The 17,110-nt window shown below is 59.9% G+C and carries 14 protein-coding genes and 3 pseudogenes; 8 read left to right on the forward strand and 9 right to left on the reverse strand.

The genetic code is table 11. The annotated features are described in order from the left end of the window. Positions 1 to 73: 73 nt before the first annotated feature. Positions 74 to 613, forward strand: coding sequence for a hypothetical protein (locus tag B0G81_RS38475; protein WP_134143420.1), 540 nt, complete (start codon positions 74 to 76; stop codon positions 611 to 613). Continuing rightward, complete coding sequence (locus B0G81_RS38480) at positions 514 to 1,308, forward strand: hypothetical protein (protein WP_166679173.1); 795 nt, start codon at positions 514 to 516, stop codon at positions 1,306 to 1,308. The genes B0G81_RS38475 and B0G81_RS38480 overlap by 100 nt, the downstream gene beginning before the upstream one ends. Before the next feature lie 48 nt (positions 1,309 to 1,356). Here the strand turns inward: B0G81_RS38480 and B0G81_RS38485 are convergent, their stop codons facing one another. From B0G81_RS38485 to B0G81_RS38510, 6 genes are all read right to left on the reverse strand, one after another. Next, positions 1,357 to 2,451: a hypothetical protein gene (locus tag B0G81_RS38485; RefSeq protein ID WP_134143422.1), complete on the reverse strand. Its 1,095-nt coding sequence runs from the start codon at positions 2,449 to 2,451 to the stop codon at positions 1,357 to 1,359. 409 nt (positions 2,452 to 2,860) lie between these two features. Beyond that, entirely contained in the window at positions 2,861 to 3,874 is a 1,014-nt protein-coding gene (locus tag B0G81_RS38490) for a proline racemase family protein (RefSeq protein ID WP_134143423.1), read from the reverse strand. A gap of 33 nt (positions 3,875 to 3,907) precedes the next feature. Beyond that, positions 3,908 to 4,696, reverse strand: coding sequence for an ABC transporter permease (locus B0G81_RS38495; RefSeq protein WP_134143424.1), 789 nt, complete (start codon positions 4,694 to 4,696; stop codon positions 3,908 to 3,910). Further along, a complete protein-coding gene (locus B0G81_RS38500; RefSeq protein WP_134143866.1) occupies positions 4,693 to 5,505 on the reverse strand; it encodes an ABC transporter permease in 813 nt (270 codons plus the stop codon). The genes B0G81_RS38495 and B0G81_RS38500 overlap by 4 nt, the downstream gene beginning before the upstream one ends. A 26-nt stretch (positions 5,506 to 5,531) precedes the next feature. Further along, positions 5,532 to 6,596 (reverse strand): ABC transporter ATP-binding protein, encoded by a 1,065-nt coding sequence (locus B0G81_RS38505; protein WP_134143425.1) that lies wholly within the window; start codon positions 6,594 to 6,596, stop codon positions 5,532 to 5,534. Between the two features lie 14 nt (positions 6,597 to 6,610). Then, a complete protein-coding gene (locus B0G81_RS38510) occupies positions 6,611 to 7,660 on the reverse strand; it encodes an ABC transporter substrate-binding protein (RefSeq protein WP_134143426.1) in 1,050 nt (349 codons plus the stop codon). Between the two features lie 105 nt (positions 7,661 to 7,765). On the opposite strand from B0G81_RS38510, the gene B0G81_RS38515 reads away from it, so the two are divergent. From B0G81_RS38515 to B0G81_RS38525, 3 genes and pseudogenes are all read left to right on the forward strand, one after another. Next, positions 7,766 to 8,821, forward strand: a complete 1,056-nt coding sequence (locus B0G81_RS38515; protein WP_134143427.1) for a GlxA family transcriptional regulator — start codon at positions 7,766 to 7,768, stop codon at positions 8,819 to 8,821. A 430-nt stretch (positions 8,822 to 9,251) separates the two neighbouring features. Continuing rightward, complete coding sequence (locus B0G81_RS38520; RefSeq protein WP_243856835.1) at positions 9,252 to 10,985, forward strand: transposase family protein; 1,734 nt, start codon at positions 9,252 to 9,254, stop codon at positions 10,983 to 10,985. Then, positions 10,915 to 11,502: pseudogene (locus B0G81_RS38525) on the forward strand (IS110 family transposase); the annotation flags it as partial. The gene B0G81_RS38520 and the pseudogene B0G81_RS38525, both read left to right, overlap by 71 nt. Positions 11,503 to 11,893: 391 nt before the next feature. Here the strand turns inward: B0G81_RS38525 and B0G81_RS38535 are convergent. Next, positions 11,894 to 12,526 (reverse strand): annotated as a pseudogene (locus tag B0G81_RS38535) (IS66 family transposase); the annotation flags it as partial. Between the two features lie 124 nt (positions 12,527 to 12,650). Then, a pseudogene (locus B0G81_RS38540) lies at positions 12,651 to 12,872 on the reverse strand (tyrosine-type recombinase/integrase); the annotation flags it as partial. A 155-nt stretch (positions 12,873 to 13,027) separates the two neighbouring features. Between B0G81_RS38540 and B0G81_RS38545 the strand changes: the two are divergent. From B0G81_RS38545 to B0G81_RS38555, 3 genes are read left to right on the forward strand one after another with little or no spacing between them, the layout of a single operon-like run. Then, on the forward strand, positions 13,028 to 14,266 hold the full coding sequence (locus B0G81_RS38545; RefSeq protein ID WP_134143429.1) for a site-specific integrase: 1,239 nt from the start codon (positions 13,028 to 13,030) through the stop codon (positions 14,264 to 14,266). Beyond that, positions 14,263 to 15,207, forward strand: a complete 945-nt coding sequence (locus B0G81_RS38550; protein WP_134143430.1) for a tyrosine-type recombinase/integrase — start codon at positions 14,263 to 14,265, stop codon at positions 15,205 to 15,207. The genes B0G81_RS38545 and B0G81_RS38550 overlap by 4 nt, the downstream gene beginning before the upstream one ends. Next, positions 15,204 to 16,202 carry a site-specific integrase gene (locus tag B0G81_RS38555; RefSeq protein WP_134143431.1) on the forward strand — a complete coding sequence of 333 codons (999 nt, stop codon included), beginning with the start codon at positions 15,204 to 15,206 and terminating at the stop codon, positions 16,200 to 16,202. The genes B0G81_RS38550 and B0G81_RS38555 overlap by 4 nt, the downstream gene beginning before the upstream one ends. Here B0G81_RS38555 and B0G81_RS38560 read toward each other — a convergent pair. Next, positions 16,197 to 17,099, reverse strand: a complete 903-nt coding sequence (locus tag B0G81_RS38560) for a tyrosine-type recombinase/integrase (protein WP_134143432.1) — start codon at positions 17,097 to 17,099, stop codon at positions 16,197 to 16,199. The genes B0G81_RS38555 and B0G81_RS38560 overlap by 6 nt on opposite strands. Between the last annotated feature and the right edge of the window lie 11 nt (positions 17,100 to 17,110).

Genomic DNA, 17,110 nt, shown 5'->3' on the forward strand with positions numbered 1-17,110 from the left:
TTTATGTTCAGGTTTGCCTAACATCAAGAGGCTGGTTCTTCGTCGTGCTCTGATCGAGTGGGAGGGTTATCAAATGCCGAATCAAAAGCAGAAACCCGATGATAATCAGCTAAAGGCTCATCCCCTTTTGAGTCGCCTGCTCGATGCGGGCGTCAATGTGCGGGCATTCCGAGGCTACATTGGACCGGACGACGGCAGCGGGCGGGTGAGACTGTTCCCGTCGCTGGGGGATCTGGCATTCTTCATTGAAGTCGACAAAAACGACATCGTTGCAGCGGCCGATGCTCCGGAATCGCTTTTACCGCATGGCGGCACTGTGATCTGGGTCAAACCTGATGCGGAAGTCGTATGCCACGGCGATCGCGTCAATGTGATCGCGGCACGCCGGCGCCGCGACAGCGGCGCCTTCGTGTCAGCCGCCAACCTCAGTGAGCCGCAGACAGCTGCGAGTCGCCTCGTTGAAGTGCGTGCGGGACGGCTGGATATCCGGTTGCGGCCGCGCGTGATGAGTTCTTGCGCATCGTGTTCGTGCTCGAGCTGCGAAACGCACCCAAGCTGCACATCGGAGTGCAACGCCGCGATGGCCATACCGTCGCTTGTGGTCAGACCGTGAACGGCCCGGAACTCACGACCGACAAGGCTGCCGACCGAGAGACGTTAGCGAGGTACGAGTCGGTACTGCGTTACGAGGCCGGCTACCTGATTGACAAGTTGGTCAAGGAGCGAATCGTCGATTCGCCCGAAGAGGGCGAGTCGTTATTCGCAGAAGTAAAGAAATTCTTGATATTGTCATATGTCGATTCGGATGTGACATGGAACATGTATTCCGTACGCATCGACGAGGCGTGGCATCAGTTTGTCCTATTTACTCGCCAGTACACAGACTTTTGTCGTCGATATTTCGGAGAATACGTGCACCATATTCCGAGCGGCCCACTTGAGCCACTTGGCCACGCGACGCGACGGCCATCGACGTTCGAGGCCTTTCGTGCCCGCTATGAATCTTTCTTCGGTAACCCACTGCCCGACGTGTGGCTAGATGGCCTGTCAATATCGTTGTCGCGCCGTGTGATCAATTACCATGCGGGCCGCGGCCTGGTGTCGGCCGAGGGCGGGATGGCTTGCCTGAAAGGCCCGGCTGGGAATGTCGATGTCCTCGTCAGCGATATCGCGCGTAATGCCTTAGAATTCGTCGCCCAGACGAGCTCGTTCTATGTGCGCGAATTACCAGGGGATCTCACCGATGACGAGAAGGTCGGCCTGATCGCCACGCTGGTAGAGCACCGCATTTTGCGCGTCGCTCCGTGATCCACGAGCAATGCCTTAACGAAACGGCACGTAACAGGCGCTACGGCGCTACCAGCACTCGGCGATTTCTTCGAGCGGAAATGCGAGGCCTACCCGCGCCCACTGCTCACTGACGCGACGGAGCGCCGGTTCGGCCCGCGCTAACCATTCGGGATGGTAATCGCGCCGGTCTTGAACATGGAATTCCTCGACTTCCACAACTCTGGATGATCCAAAGCGGTTGGCATTACCTTGGGCCTCGCGCACGAACCGTTCCGCACCGTAAGCAACGACACGGTAGTAGCGCGCGATTTTAGCTCCGTCCAATGACACGCGCACGTAATAGTCTTCCCAGTAGCGCAGGTACGCGTCGAAATAATTCATGTCTGCCAGTTCGCGTGCCGTGATCCCGGCACTCATTAAGTCTCGAGCCCACAGGTGTTCGATGTTTCCGCGCTGAACGAATCGCTGGTCGGCAGGCAGGCCGCCCGATGCTTCATACGTCGAAATGCATGCTGGAACAGGATGTCGAATCGTGATGATCCCGTCCATGTCATCGCCCAGAACGGATTGAAACAGTCCGGGTGCATATACGGCCTTCGTCGCCTTCTTGGGAACGACAATGCGCCCTTCGTGGCGGTCCGCAGCGACAAAGAACAGTTCCACCATGGCAAGGTACTCGGCCATGGAGTGCAAGCTCTCGAGCCACGTTGTGCCGGAACGGTCGAATCTCCAGGGCCCTGCTTCCGGGAAACCGTCGTGTGCAATAACCGCCGGCACGCGATTCGGAATATGACCGAGTGCACGAAACATTTCTTTGGTGAGATATTTGCCCCCGCTGCGCGGAGCACCGACGACGAGGGCGAAGCGGAATTGTTGTTGCACAGCCCGGATCGCATCGACGTCCCCGATGAGCAATGCGACAAAAAGCTCATAAGCCCGGCGAAGGAGGCTCATGCCGGTCGCACTGTCGGCAACCCGCTGTTGTAGCTGAGTCGAAGCGCTGCCCGATAACCCCCGGCCAAGTCGTTGTGGCCGCTCCTGTCCGAAGCTTGCCCAATTGGATCCGTCGAATTCCGCTCCGGATAGCCATGCGTCGACAAACCCGAGGAATTGCTCCGACGGCGGCATTTGAGTTTCGGTCAGGGTGATATGGACGCTCATGTGGCAATTTCCCTAACAGTGGTCGAGACAACTGAGCGAGGGCGACCGAACCGTGTCCAGACAGCTTTGATGTCCGTTTGCAAACCTGAGCAGACGACTGAACGTCCGACTGATTGTACGCATGAACGACGCTTCCTGGCCGAACCCGGTCCGATAGCTGAATTGAGAACCGCTTGCCGGCCCGCAGCGGATGATCGTCGCAAGTCAACCCGTTGCTGCCCGTCGATCCATTGCAAACTTTGCGACGGCATTCTTAAATGAAGACCAATTGATCGGCCTTTGCAGCCGTTCGGCGATGGGTATCAGTGCGTCGGCTCCATGTCGGTTTGCTGCCCTTCGCAAGCGGTGTCCTTACAGTAATGCATAAACCGGGCGGTCCCACCGACGTGCCGCCCGTTTCTTCAACGACTTATCGCACCACAAACCCCGCGCCGACGGCGTCTTCCCGATCGAGCATCCAGCGTGCTGTGCCGAGAATGCTGGCCGTCCCCTTCACAGTCGGACGCACGGCGCGCGTGCCGTTCAAATCGACCTCGCCGAGCAGGCAGCCTTCGAACGTGCCGCTGCCCAGCAACCCTTCGGAGAGGATTGGCTGATTCAGCTTGAGTTTGCCGCGCGCCTCGAACATCGCCATCATCGCGCTGGTGCCAGTGCCGCCCGGTGAGCGGTCCAGCTGGCCCGCGCTAAACACGTGAACGTTCTTGTAGAAAGCGCCTTCGATCGTCGGCGAGTGCCAGAACGTGATGAAGTTCAGATTGTTGATGTGCGCTTCGGTCGGATGCTGGATGCGCATCTGATCGTTGATCTGGTCGCGCACGAGCAGACCAAGGCGCGACAGTTCGCTACCGTTTTCGGGCGAGATTCGCAGCGCGCAGCTCGACAAATCGACGATGCCGAAATAGTTGCCGCCCCAGACGAGATCGGCCTTCAGATCGCCATAGCCCGGCAGATGCACGGGGATGTCCTGCGCGGCCACATAGGCCGGCACGTTCTCGAAGCGCGTCCACAGCACTTCGTCGCCCTCTGAAGCCACTTCGGCGACCACCAGGCCGGCGGTCGTTTCAAAACGGATCCGCGTGACGCCATTGTCGCCGCGCGGCACAAGTCCCAACGCCACCATCGTCATGCCGACCGCGATCGTGCCGTGGCCGCACATGTGTGAATACTCGGTGCCATCGATATAAATCAGGCCCGCGTCGAATTCCTTGCTCGACGGCGGCGTCAGGAACACGCCGAACATGTCCTTGTGCCCGCGCGGCTCGCGCATCAGCGCCTTGCGCAGCCAGTCGTAATTCGCCTCAAGGAAAGCGCGCTTTTCCAGAATCGTCGATCCCGGCGGATAGAGAATGCCGCTATGCACGATACAAAGGGGCTCCCCTTCAGTGTGGGTATAGATGACGTCGAACGCGTCCTGCTTACGCATGGTTGAAGCTCCTCGTTGGAAAGTGAGAGAGGGTTAGGTTCGGTCGGACAACATGTCCAGACCGATCGTCAAATCGAGAATCGTGATCACCACGATCGCCACAACGATGGTCGCGCCCGATACCGCGGCGATCGTCGGGTCGATCGTGTACTGCACGTAGTTGAAAAGTTTGACCGGTATCGTGTTGAGATCGGCGGTCGTGTTGAAGATCGACAGCTCGACGTTGATCCACGACGAGATGAACGCGAAGATCGATCCCGTCACGATGCCCGAGCGGATTCGCGGCAACACGACGAGGAAGAACGTCGTCCACGGATTGGCACCGAGGTCGTAAGACGCCTCTTCGAGCGCGCGTTGTTCGGGGGTCATCATCGACATCACCGAGCGCAGCACGAACGGCGAGACGATCACGGTATGGCCGATCAATAGCGAAGCAAAACTGCGCGTAAGTCCGAAGTAACCGCCGAATTGCAGCAATGCCGCGCCGAGCACGATGTGAGGCAACACAAGCGGCGCCATCAGCGCGGCCGTCAACGCGCGCTTGCCTGGAAACGGGTAACGGGCGAACGCCAGCGCCGCGGGCACGGTGAGGACAAGCGCTGCGGCCGTGGCGGCCAGCGCCAGCAGCGTGCTCGTCGAAAACGCCGCGACGTAGCTCGGGTCGGACAGCATCACCTGGTACCAGTGCAAGGTGATCCCGCGCGGCGGAAACGTGAGGAATTGCGACGCCGTCACGGAGCTGCCGAGAATGACCACGAGCGGAAGCACCAGATAGGCCAGCACGATCCAGGAGATAACGCGAATCGAGGTTCGGGCGATCATCGTGCCCTCCCCCGAATCTCGCCAATCCGGCCCGCCAGCGCGACCATGACCAGCGTGAAGACGAGCAGCACAATACTGAGCGCGCCGCCGTAGTGAAAATCGAACGTCGTGCTGTACTGCTGGAAGATCAACATCGAAAGAACCGTGACGCGACCGCCCGACAACAGCGCCGGCGTCACATACGCGCTGACCGCGAGCGTGAATACCATGATCGCGCCGGCGACCACGCCCGGCAAAGTCAACGGCCACGTGACATAACGGAAAGTTTCGAGCGGGCTAGCGCCAAGATCCGCTGACGCCTGCTCGACGGCAGGATCCACTTGTGCAAGCGCATTGCCAACCGCCAGCACGACAAACGGCAGCAGCACGTAGACCATGCCGATCAGAATGCCGAGCTCAGTGCCGAGGAAGCGCACCGGCCGCTCGATCGCGCCGGTGGCAAGGAGTGTCTGGTTGACGAGCCCATTGCGGCCCAGCAGAACCATCCAGCCGAACGAGCGAACAATGTTGCTGGTCAGCATCGGCACCACGAGCAGGATCACGCAGGTCCGTCGCCAGGCGGCCCAACGGACCACCCGCACGAGATACCAGGCAAGCGGATAGCCGAGCAGCAGGCACGTCAGCGTGCTCACGCAGGCGAGACGGAAGGTGACAAGAATGACGCCCCAGTGATACTGGTCTGCCAGCACGCGCACGTAGTTGGCCAGCGAGACGCCATGTGCTTGCGGGCTGGTGAAGCTGGCCAGCAGCACCACGGCGAGCGGGGCGAGAAAGAAGGCCGTGAAAAACGCCATCGGCGCGGCCATCATGATCAATGGCGTGACGACGGGGCGCTTCACGCCGGCTCCCCAATCAGATGCAGGTCGGACGGGTCGAAACCGAAACGCACCGGGCCTCCCGTTCGCGTTGCCCGCGCCGGCGGCCCCATCACGCGCGCAACGACATGCTCGCCGCCGACATTGGCGTGCAGCATCGTATGACTGCCGACGCTCACCACGTCGACGAGCACCCCGGACACGCAGCACAGCGACGCATCCTCGTGGCCCGCGTTGTCGAGTACGCGCAACTGCTCGGGCCGCAATACGGCGACGCCCCTTGATGGCGCATCGGCGCGCACGATACGGGTGGGCGCGCCTGGCAATGCCAGTGAAATCGCGCCACTCGCAGCAGTAAAGTCGATCAGGTTGGCGTCACCGATGAACTCGGTAACAAAGCGCGTGGCAGGCGCGCGATAGATATCCGTGCCAATGCCGATCTGTTCAATCCGTCCCGCGTTCATCACGACGATCCGGTCGGCCATTGTCATCGCCTCTTCCTGATCGTGCGTGACGAACACGAACGCGATGCCGAGCTTTGCCTGCAGGTGCTTGAGTTCGAGTTGCATGCGCTTGCGCAACTTCATGTCGAGCGCGGACAGCGGCTCGTCGAGCAGCAGCAGCTTCGGCTGATTGACCACTGCACGCGCCAGCGCCACACGCTGCTGCTGGCCGCCCGACATCTCGCGCGGATAGCGCTCGCCAAGCGACGCCAACCCGACCAGTTCAAGCGCCGCTCCGGCGCGTTCATTTGCTTCGCGACGTGACGCGCCCCGCCGCCGCGGACCGTAGGCCACGTTTTCGAGCACCGTCATATGCGGGAACAGTGCGTAGTTCTGGAATACCGTGTTCAGGGGCCGCCGGTATGGCGGCAGCCCGGTGACATCCTCGCCATCGATCACGATGCGGCCGCTATCGGGCGCCAGAAAGCCCGCGATCGACCGGAGCAACGTAGTCTTTCCGCACCCGCTCGGTCCGAGCAGCGCGATGAATTCTCCCTGGCGGATGTCCAGGTGAATCTGGTCGAGCGCCGTGTACCCGCCAAAGCGCTTACATACGGCATCGAGAGTCAGAAGGGCTTGCATCGCTGGCACCTGGTTCATTGCTTGGTGACCACCTGGCGGTTCCACGCGGCCGTGATTTCGGCGCGGCGCGCGTTGAGGACGCTCCAGTCGAACAGCTTCAGGTCGCCCACCGAGCCGTTAGCCCCCCAGGGTAGCTTGCGCGCCACGTCGGACGGCAGCTTGACGCCTGCCACAGCCGGCCCGAGATACAGCTTCGTCGCGAGGCACGTCGCCGCCTCCGGCGTCAGCGCGAAGTTAATGAACTTCTCCGCCGCCGCCTTGTTGCGAGAGCCCTTCACGAGATGCAGCCGGGCGTCAGTCGCCCATGCTCCTTCCTTCGGCACGACAAAGCCGATCGGTACGCCCTTGTGGATCAGGTCCCACGCGCCGACGTTGAAGAACGCACCAATCGTCGCCTCACCGCTTTGGAATGCGTTCGTCGCCGCGCCCGAGCTGTCGTAGAAGAGCGCGGTATCGAGCGACGCAAGCTTCGCGTAGACGGGGTCAAGATGGGCGGGGTCGACACCCCAGACCTGGGCCAGGAATACGACAAACGGGATGCCTGCGGAATTGGCCGGCGACGGCACCGTGACCGCGCCCGCATAGGCGGGATTCCAGAGGTCCTTCCAGCTCGTCGGTGGTTTGACCGATTTGGTGTTGTACGCAAGTCCCAGCGAGTAGTAGCCGGAGCCGACCGCATACGTCGTATTGCCGCTACGGTAGACGGCTTTGGCGATGACCTGCTTGAGATTCGGAATCGCCGCGCTATCGAGGTTTTCGAGCACACCGGCCTGGTAGGCCAGTTCGCTGATGCCGCCATCCAGCCACGCAACGTCGATAGTCGGTGCCGCCTTCTGCTGCTGCAACTTGGCGAGCGTCGTGGTCGAGGTGCCGAGTTCCGGCGTCACGGCGATCCCGGTTGCCTTCGTGAAGGGCTCGGCTACGCAACTGCGAAAGGCGTCGCCCCAGTTACCGCCGTACATTGCGACAGTCAGTCGCGGCGACTGCGCGGCAGCGCCCAGTGAAGCTATCGTGCAGGCCAGCGCAATGGCTGCCTTGATCGTGTTGCGAGTTCCGTGTCCCATTTCGTCCCCTGCCAGGTTTGCCTTGTTGTGACCACGCCCGTATCTTGCGCGTCGCGCGGTGTCGCCAGCTTGCAAGTCGCGGCCAATTAATTGAATAATTGCGTCATGCCGAATCCGCCCAACGCCGACGCTGAAACCCGCGGCACGCGCACCACCGCTGCCCCGCAGGAAACGGGTAAACCCGAGCTTTCCATCGGTTTCATTCTGCTCAACCAATTCACACTGGCCGCGTTCGCGGGGCTGATCGACGTGCTGCGTCTGGCCGCGGATCACGGCGGGCGTAGTCGACAAATTCACGCGCGCTGGCGCGTCATGAGCATGGACGGGTTGCCGCGCGCCTCGAGCGCCGGTGTAACACTCGAGGTCGGCGGCGGATTGCCGGACGACCCGGCGGAATTCGATTACATTGCGGTCTGCGGCGGCAACGACTATCCGAATACGTATCTGGCACCGGCGCTGGGCTACTGGCTGCGGCAGGCGAGCGCGAGCCGCGTCCGGATGCTAGGTATCTGCACCGGCACCTTCGCGCTGGCACAAGCGGGGTTGGTTGGGGCGCGTGTTGTCTGCGTGCACTGGAATGTGCTCGACGCGTTTCGCGCCCGCTTTCCGCAGACGCCTGCTGTCGTCGATCACCTGTTCGTGGATGAAGGAGACCTGATCACGTGCGCCGGTTCGACCGCGGCGATCGATCTCGGTCTATACCTGGTTGCCCGTCATTGCGGCCGGGACAAGGCGCAGCAGGTCGTGCGCCATATGATGCTGCAAGGCATGCGTCCAGCGAAATTGCCGCAGGCGCACTTCTACGCCGACCTCGCGCATATCGCCGATATCCGCGTGCGGCAAGCGGCCCATTTCATTGAGCAACGCATCGACAATCCACCCACGCTCGACGCCATTGCACGCTATGTGGGTGTCGGCAGGCGGCAACTGGAGCGCGCCTTTCATGACGCGCTCGGCCTCTCACCGATGGCATTCCTGCGCTCGCTGCGGCTCGAATATGGCTGCTGGCTGTTGCTCAATAATCCGCACAGCATCACCCAGATCGCACTCGATTGTGGCTTTGCGGACGGCGCGCATTTTTCACGGGATTTCCGCTCACGCTTTGGTGTCACGCCGCGCGAGTTTCAGCGACGGTCGGCAGAGGATGCGGCGCGGCTGTAGACGCGTCACCTGCGTGACCGTAGAGCATTGCCGCGAACGATCATAAACCGGGGCGTTCGTCCTTTTCGTGCAAATCTGGCGCTTTTCTCTGAAAATCCTTGAGTTTTCACTGGCTTGCAGGATCGGGCGTCGCGTAACGAACGCAAAAGCGAAAACCTTACTGGACGGGCTCTCCGGGAGACACCCGCCAGATTTGCACGAAAAGGACGAATACCCCCATTCTGGCGCAAATTTCACGAATCCCGGCCAACCCTCGAGTTCTTTGCGCGCCGGGAGAGTGAACAAAAAAGCCGGACTGGGCAGCGACAATTGTCTTGGCCGGCGCATTGACTCATCAGAATTGCAACTCGCGCTGACCTGTTGCCTCACGTAGTTTGCTACCCGTCGGATTGTCCGGCGGGAGCGGCACGAGGTGACGAGACAAATCAGCATGACGACACGCAAGGAGTTGGTGGAAGCATTGCAATTGCGATACGGCAGCGCGACGTTCGGTGACCGGATCAGAATTCTCGATGAGTTCGTGGCTCTGACCGGGTATCACCGCAAACACGCCATCCGTCTGCTACGGGAAGAGCCCGGCGCAACAAAGGGGACGCGCGAACGCAACCGGCTGTACGACGAGGCGGTACGCCAGGCGCTGACGGTATTGTGGGAAGCAGCCGACAGGGTTTGCGGCAAGCGACTGAAGGCGTTGATCCCGAAGCTGATTGATGCCATGGAACGGCACGGCCATCTCGACCTGGACCCGGTCGTCAAGGCCAAACTCCTTCAGGTCAGCGCGGCGACCATCGATCGCATGCTCGCCAATGCGCGTGCACACATCGATGGGCAGCGCAAACGGCGCACGGGGGTGGGCTCGGCCATCCGGCGCAGCATCCCGGTGCGGACCTTCGCCGACTGGCGCGATCCACCACCCGGCTTCTTCGAGATCGACATGGTCGAACACTGCGGCGGCTCGAAGATAGATGGCGAGTTCGTCCACACCCTCACGCTGACTGACATCGCCACCGGCTGGACAGAATGCGTGGCCATGCGAGTACGTAACCAGATGCTGGTGATTGAAGGATTTGAGAAGGCGCCGGCCGATCTGCCATTCGCGATGCTTGGTGTGGACTCGGATAATGACAGTGCATTCATGAACCAAAGCGTCCTCGATTACTGCAAGGGCCGTGGCCTTGTGCAGACCCGTTCGAGAGCCTATAAGAAGAACGATCAGGCTTGGGTCGAACAGAAGAACGGCGCCGTCGTGCGGCGACTGGTGGGTTATGGCCGGCTGAGCGGTGTCGATGCCCGGAACGCGCTGGCACAGCTGTACGCGTCATCGCGGCTTTACATTAACTTCTTCCAGCCTTCGTTCAAGCTGAAGTCCAAGACGCGTGACGGCGCACGCGTACACAAGATCTATTCAGCGCCGGCCACGCCGTGTGATCGGCTTCTGGCACATGACAGCGTTGAACCCGCTATCAAAGAGAAACTGAAGGCACAGTTCAAAGACCTCGATCCTTTGCGACTGCTGCGGGAGATGCGAATGGCTCAGCAGACATTGAGCGAGTTCGCGGCCCACGGCGTGCGTGCTGAAGCGGCGTTGGCGGGCGAATCGGACGTTGCCGTCTTCCTCGCAAGCCTCGCTTCGGCATGGAAAGAAGGTGAGGCACGTCCAACGCACCGAAAGCAACCCAAGCCAAAGCACTGGTGGAGAAGTCGGGTGGATCCGTTCGTCGACGCGTGGCCGCTAATCGAAGGGTGGCTGATTGCAGAGCCCTCTGTGCCGGCCAACGTCTTGATGGATCGGTTGGCCGAGATGTTTCCAGAGGCGTACGCAAGTCAGGCACAACTACGAACGCTGCAGCGCCGGGTCAAGGCATGGCGAGCAGAGCGCGTAAAAGAACTGATTCTGGGCGGCCTGCGAAAGTCCGCTGATGCGCCAGCCAGCCGAATTGTGAGTTGCGGAAAAGTTGAAAGTCGCCGGGGGCCGGGCGCTCCGCGCCCGGCAAACCACGAAAGAGAGAAGAGAGAAAGCGAAACGACAACAATCCCTCGGGTAACATTCCTTCGTGAGGCAACACGATCGGACGTTGTAGTTGACGTTATCCATCGCCGAATTCGGCGTGGTGCTGCCACAGAGCCCGGAGCGTCTGCGAAGAGAGATCACGATCCATCTTGATGCTTTGCCCGGTTGGGCCAGACGCTGCATCAGCGATCTGCTCGAGCACGCCGGCAATATCGAGGACCGGCTTGTCGAATACGACCGCGCGATTAGCCAAATTGCGCGCGACGACGAGCGCAGTCGACGGCTCATGCAATTGCGCGGCGTCGGCCCGACCACGGCGAGCGCACTGCTTGCTAGCCTGGGTGCCGGACATGACTTCAAAAATGGTCGTCAGGTAGGCGCATGGGTCGGATTGACGCCGGGGCAGCACAGCAGCGGCGGGAAGCAGCGGCTGGGCGGCATCACAAAGGCGGGCGACGCCTAGCTGCGCTGTCTGCTGGTGAACGGTGCGCGCGCCGTCATCGCGAATCTCGGCGAGAAGCAGGACCGCTTCAGCCGTTGGGTGCGAAGCCTCGTTGAGCGGCGCGGATATTGGCGCGCGGCCGTGGCGATCGCAGCCAAGAATGCGCGAATGGCGTGGGCGGTCCTCAAGTACGGCGACGACTTCAAGCACGAGCCAGCCGCCGCGTGAGCTCCACCGATGTGTTTATCAACCGTTCAGCAAGGAGAAGCAACGGTACCATGAGCGATTAAACGATCACTTTGCACTGCCAGCGGTGATGTGAAGCGGGTTGGACCCGCGCGAGGTTTACCTGATAAGGCTAGAGGGATTTCATTCCCGGTCAGCGAACGAGGCCCCCGCGCGCGTCTTTCATCAGGGTCCCGGCCGTCGGCCCAACATGACCGGTTGTAGTACAGCAGTCCTTCACCTTCTCACATGACGGTAAGCGGCTCGGCTGGGCCAGTTCCTCATTCGCGCGCGCAAGGCATGATAGTGCTGTCGTGGTGGAATTCGTACAGATCGGGGGGATCGTGTCCATGATCGGCGATCGTGGGCACGATTCACGCAAATTTATCCAGATCTACCCGGTTAAGGGGCTAGGCGGAGTGGCCGGCTTCAGTTTGTCGGCCACGTTCCAGGGCAGCAATTCGTCGATGCGTGAGATCTTGTGATCAGCGATATGGGTCAGGACGTGTTCCAGATAGGCGCGCGGGTTGATCCCGTTGAGCTTTGCCGACCCGATCAAGCTATACGTCGCTGCGGCTCGCTCGCCCCCGCTGTCGGAGCCGACGAACAGATAGTTTTTGCGTCCAAGCGCGACACAGCGCAGCGCATTCTCGGCAAGCACGTTACTGATCTCGAATCGACCGTCCTCGCAGTAGAACACGAGCGCCGCCCAGTGGTTCAGCGAGTAGTTGATTGCTTTTGCGAGCGCGGACTTCGTCGATAGCGTCGCGAGTTTCACCCTGATCGTCGCTTCGAGCTTCCCGAGCAACGGCTTGCTCTTTTCCTGCCTGAAGCGCAGACGCTCGTCAGGCGCCTTGCCGCGGATGTCGGCTTCGATGCTGTAGAGCTCTCCGATCATCTCGAGCAGTTGCTGGGTATCTGGAGTCGGTGTGCGCGCATGAACATCGTAGATGTACCTCCTTGCGTGATCCCAGCATGCCGCTTCGTGGATCTCGCCGCTCGCATACAGTTGATCGAAACCGCTGAAGTGTTATGCATAACACTTCGCCGGCTATGTTGCGTCCAAATTTATGTGGCGGCGATGGCTTCGAGTCAGGGCTTATCCAATCACCCCTGACTCGTGCCCGCACATAAAAAATGTCAGCGAACAACTAAAGTTGCTTCAGGAACGTCATCAGTGAAGGCAGCGTGGTCGCGTGCCTTGATGCTGCGGGCAGGCCCGAGATGTCGACGCGAGCGAGCGCCTTTGCTTTCATTTCCAGGTCGACCTCGGCATAGATGTGTGTCGTATCCAAAGAGACATGCCCTAACCAGGCTCGGATTGTGTTGATATCGACGCCGGCACGTAGCAGATGAACCGCGGTCGTGTGTCGATTATATCGCTGGGTAAATAACAGGCACTATATTCCCTTCCGGATTATGTCTTGTAATCGCGTGAGGGCGCGCTTTTCAGGTCAAACGGCCGACGCCGGAGAGAGATAATCTTGACTCCTTCCACCCGCTCCCCATGTCGGGGAAGGAGGTCATCGTGAAGTACACCGTTCATGATCAGGTCACGCTCTCTCAGGCGCCAGAAGGGCCGCTTGCAGCCCATTTGGTATCGTTTGCGGATGCGATCAGCGCCCAGGGATACAGCGCGCAGTCCATGAAGCAGCAGGTACGCATCGCCGCATGCTTTAGTCGATGGCTTAAACAGACAGGTGTCAGCGTAAAGGACATTTGCTACGACCACGCGATACAGTATTTGCGCTATCGCGCCCGGCATGTGCAACCTTACCGTGGAGATCGGGCTGCGCTCCGTCGTCTCATCGACTTTATGCGGAGTGAAGGCGTGATTCCTGTCGAGAAGACAGCAACACGTCGGGTGCCGCCGGTTGAGATCTGTGCACAGGCATACGCAGAGTACTTGCGCGACGCTCAGGCTCTCGCCGCAACAACGGTCATTAACTACGTGCCATTCATCCGCGATTTTCTCCACCATTGTTTCGGTGACGGGAGGGTCAACTTATCGTGCCTACGTGCCGTGGATGTCGTGAGCTTCGTGCAGTTCCGCGCACCACGTTTGCATTTGAAGCGAGCTAAGCTCATGACCACTGCGCTGCGCTCGTTTCTACGCTATGCGCGCTATCGCGGCGACGTTACGCTGAATCTGGCTGCCGCCGTTCCCGTCGTCGCCAACTGGTCGATGCCGTCAATTCCTCGAGCGATTTCTGCTGAGCAGACACGGCAGTTGCTGGCTAGCATCGATAGACGGACCTCGGTTGGGCGTCGTGACTACGCCATCCTGCTCTTGCTCGCGCGATTGGGGTTACGCGCTGGTGAGGTGGCTTTTCTCGAACTCGATGATATCGACTGGGGCGCGGGCCAAGTGAGCGTGCGTGGCAAGAGGGGGCAGCGTAGCGAACTACCCTTACCCGCCGACGTCGGCAAGGCGATTGCCGCATATTTGCGGTACGGGCGTCCTCATAGTGCCAGTCGCCGCGTATTTTTGCGTGCAAAGGCGCCCATCACAGGTTTTCGTGGGCAAAGTGGCGTCGGCTCCCTCGTCCGGAATTCGCTTCAGCGCGCCGGCATTGAGGCACCCACGATGGGTGCGCATCAGTTCCGCCACGGACTGGCCACCCAGATGTTGAGCCACGGGGCCTCGCTCAGCGAGATCGGCGAGGTATTGGGACATCATCATCTACAAACTACGAAGATCTATACAGCGGTAGACATCAAGGCATTGCGCACGCTTGCTTTGCCCTGGCCAGGAGATGTGCGATGAATACTCTTCGAGAAGCCGTTCAGGATTACCTCGATCTGAGGCGCAGCCTGGGATTCAAGCTGAAAGCGGCAGGCAATGCGCTACCAGATTTCGTCGCGTTTATGGAGCAGCATCGTGCTCCCTACGTTACCCAGACGTTGGCTCTCGCGTGGGCCCAACAGCCATCGGATGTCCAACCCGCGCATTGGGCTCAACGTCTGAGTTATGTACGACAGTTTGCGCGCCATCGCAGTGCCACCGATCGCCGCACCGAGATACCAGCGCCCGGCTTGTTACCGTTTCAACCGAAGCGAGCCCGACCATACCTGTACTCGACCAAAGAGATCCGCGCACTATTACGGGCAGCGCTTCAGATGCCATACCGCTATGAACGGGGTGCCCTGCTGCCGTTGACTTATCATTGCCTGTTCGGATTGCTAAGCGTATCAGGAATGCGTCTGGGTGAAGCGCGCAATCTCGAGCTACAGGACGTGGATCTGACAGCGGGAATCTTGACTGTCCGCGGAGCGAAACTAGGCAAGACGAGATTGGTTCCTTTGCATGCCTCGACCTGCGAGGTGCTCGCAAACTATATCGCACAACGCGAACGTCATTGGGCGGGGCGACCGGTATCTTCGTACCTGTTCGTTTCGAGCTGGGGCAACCGCTTGGACAGTGGCCAGATTCATCGCGCTTTCTATGCGGTTTCGCGGCAGATTGGCTTGCGCGGTGGATCAGACAGTCACGGGCCGCGTCTGCATGATATGAGACACGTTTTCGCGACGAACACACTTGTACGTTGGTACCGGTCCGATCAGGATCCCGAGCGTCGTCTACCAGTCCTGTCGGCCTACCTTGGCCATGCCCACGTTGAGGATACGCAGTGGTATTTAAGCGGCTCGCCCGAACTGATGCGTGAGGCGATGCGCCGCCTCGAACAACGCTGGGAGAACCGGCAATGACTACTTCAGCAACCTTCGCTCCGCTACTGGAACTTTTCTTCACGCAGCGCCTGATGCAGCAGCGCCAGGCGAGCCCGCACACCATCAGCTCCTATCGCGATACCTTTCGGCAACTTCTAAAGTTCGTGCAGCAACGCTTGCATAAGCCACCGTCCCGACTGAACTTCGAAGACATCGATGCGCCGTTGATTGTCGCGTTCCTCGATGAACTTGAGAAGCACCAGGGTGTCAGTGTTCGCACTCGCAATCTACGCCTCGCGGCAATTCATTCCTTCTTTCACTACGCAGCCCTCGAATCGCCGACCCATTCCGCCCAGATCCAGCGGGTCCTTGCCATTCCTAGCAAACGCTTCACGCGTACACTGGTTCACTTTCTGACGCGTCCTGAAGTCGACGCCTTGTTAGCCGCGCCGGATCAAGGCACGTGGTCCGGCCGGCGCGATCACGCCTTCCTGTTGGTCGCAGTACAGACCGGCCTTCGCCTCTCCGAGATGACCGGCCTCAATCGCGAGGACCTGATCCTTGGCGCGGGTGCTCACGTGCGGGTGATCGGGAAAGGTCGAAAGGAGCGTTGCACACCCATCGCGAAATCCACACGCGCGGTACTGAAAGCGTGGTTGCGTGAACCACAACGTGGTGACGGCACGGTCCTGTTTCCCAGCGAGCAGGGTAGACGCCTCAGCGTCCACGGTGTGCAGTACCTGCTAAACAAGCATCGCAAGACCGCGTGTGAAGTTTGCCCATCATTGAAAGAGAAGCGGGTCACCGTCCACTGTTTGAGACACACCATGGCCATGGACCTTCTGCAACAAGGCGTTCGTCGCTCGGTCATTGCGTTGTGGCTCGGGCATGAATCGGTGGAAACTACGGAGATCTATGTTGCAGCGACCCTTGCCATGAAGGAGCAGGCCCTAGAGAAGGCAACTCCGCGACACGGCAAGCCTGGACGCTTCAAGCCCACAGACGAACTCCTCGACTTTCTGAACAGTCTATAGACCCTTGAAATTATGTCGGATAGTCGCTTGGGCACATCTGCTTTTCGACGCGAAATTGTCGATCGATCGTCGAAGTTCAATCGTGCCGCCCGACATAATCCGGAAGGGAATATAGTGTCGAACCGAATGCGGACTGATACGTTTATCTTTCATCGCAGGATGTGACTTCGTCACGAGCTTGGCATATTGGGTGACGATCCGATGTATGCCGAACCGCGTCATCGGCTGATTTGTCCGTCCACGGAACACGGTGTCTTCTGCACTACGCCCGGTTACGAGTTGAGTCAAGACGGAAGACGTCGTTGGCCACAAGGGACACACACGCATCTTGTTTCCTTTGCCGAGTATGCGAACGGAGGACGGCTCGGTGAGCTGCAAGCGTCCGATGGTCAACTTCGCAGCTTCATCGGCGCGAGCCCCGCTGTTGTACAGGAACAGAAGCAATGCATAGTCGCGCGCCCCGATCGCCGTGCGACGGTCCGGCGCTGCCAGCAAAGCATTCATCTCGGACTTCTCGAGATAACCGACCAATGTCATCGCCGTTTTTTTGAATGGAATTGACCGTACCTCGCCACACCAGGACAGATGAACTGGTGAGTGCATGCCGATGAAACGGGCCAGAGAATGGAGCGCGCTGAGCCGCACATTGCGGGTGGCACCACCGCAATGCCGATCGCATTCGACGTGATCCAGAAACTGACGCACGATGGTTGGCGAAAGGTCCTCAACGGTCATCCGGTCGATCGCAAAGCCGCCGAGTTTGGCCGCAAATGGTAACAACAAAGTCAATGTGTCGCGGTAACTGGCCTGCGTGTTGGGCGAGAAGTTCCGTTCCGCCACCATATGCTCAAGCATGAAGCGCCGGATCCATGGGCCAAGCAGGTTTCTGTCATTCATGATCGTCTCCA

Origin of the sequence: Paraburkholderia sp. BL6665CI2N2 (assembly GCF_004366535.1) — a bacterium.
Lineage (GTDB): Bacteria > Pseudomonadota > Gammaproteobacteria > Burkholderiales > Burkholderiaceae > Paraburkholderia.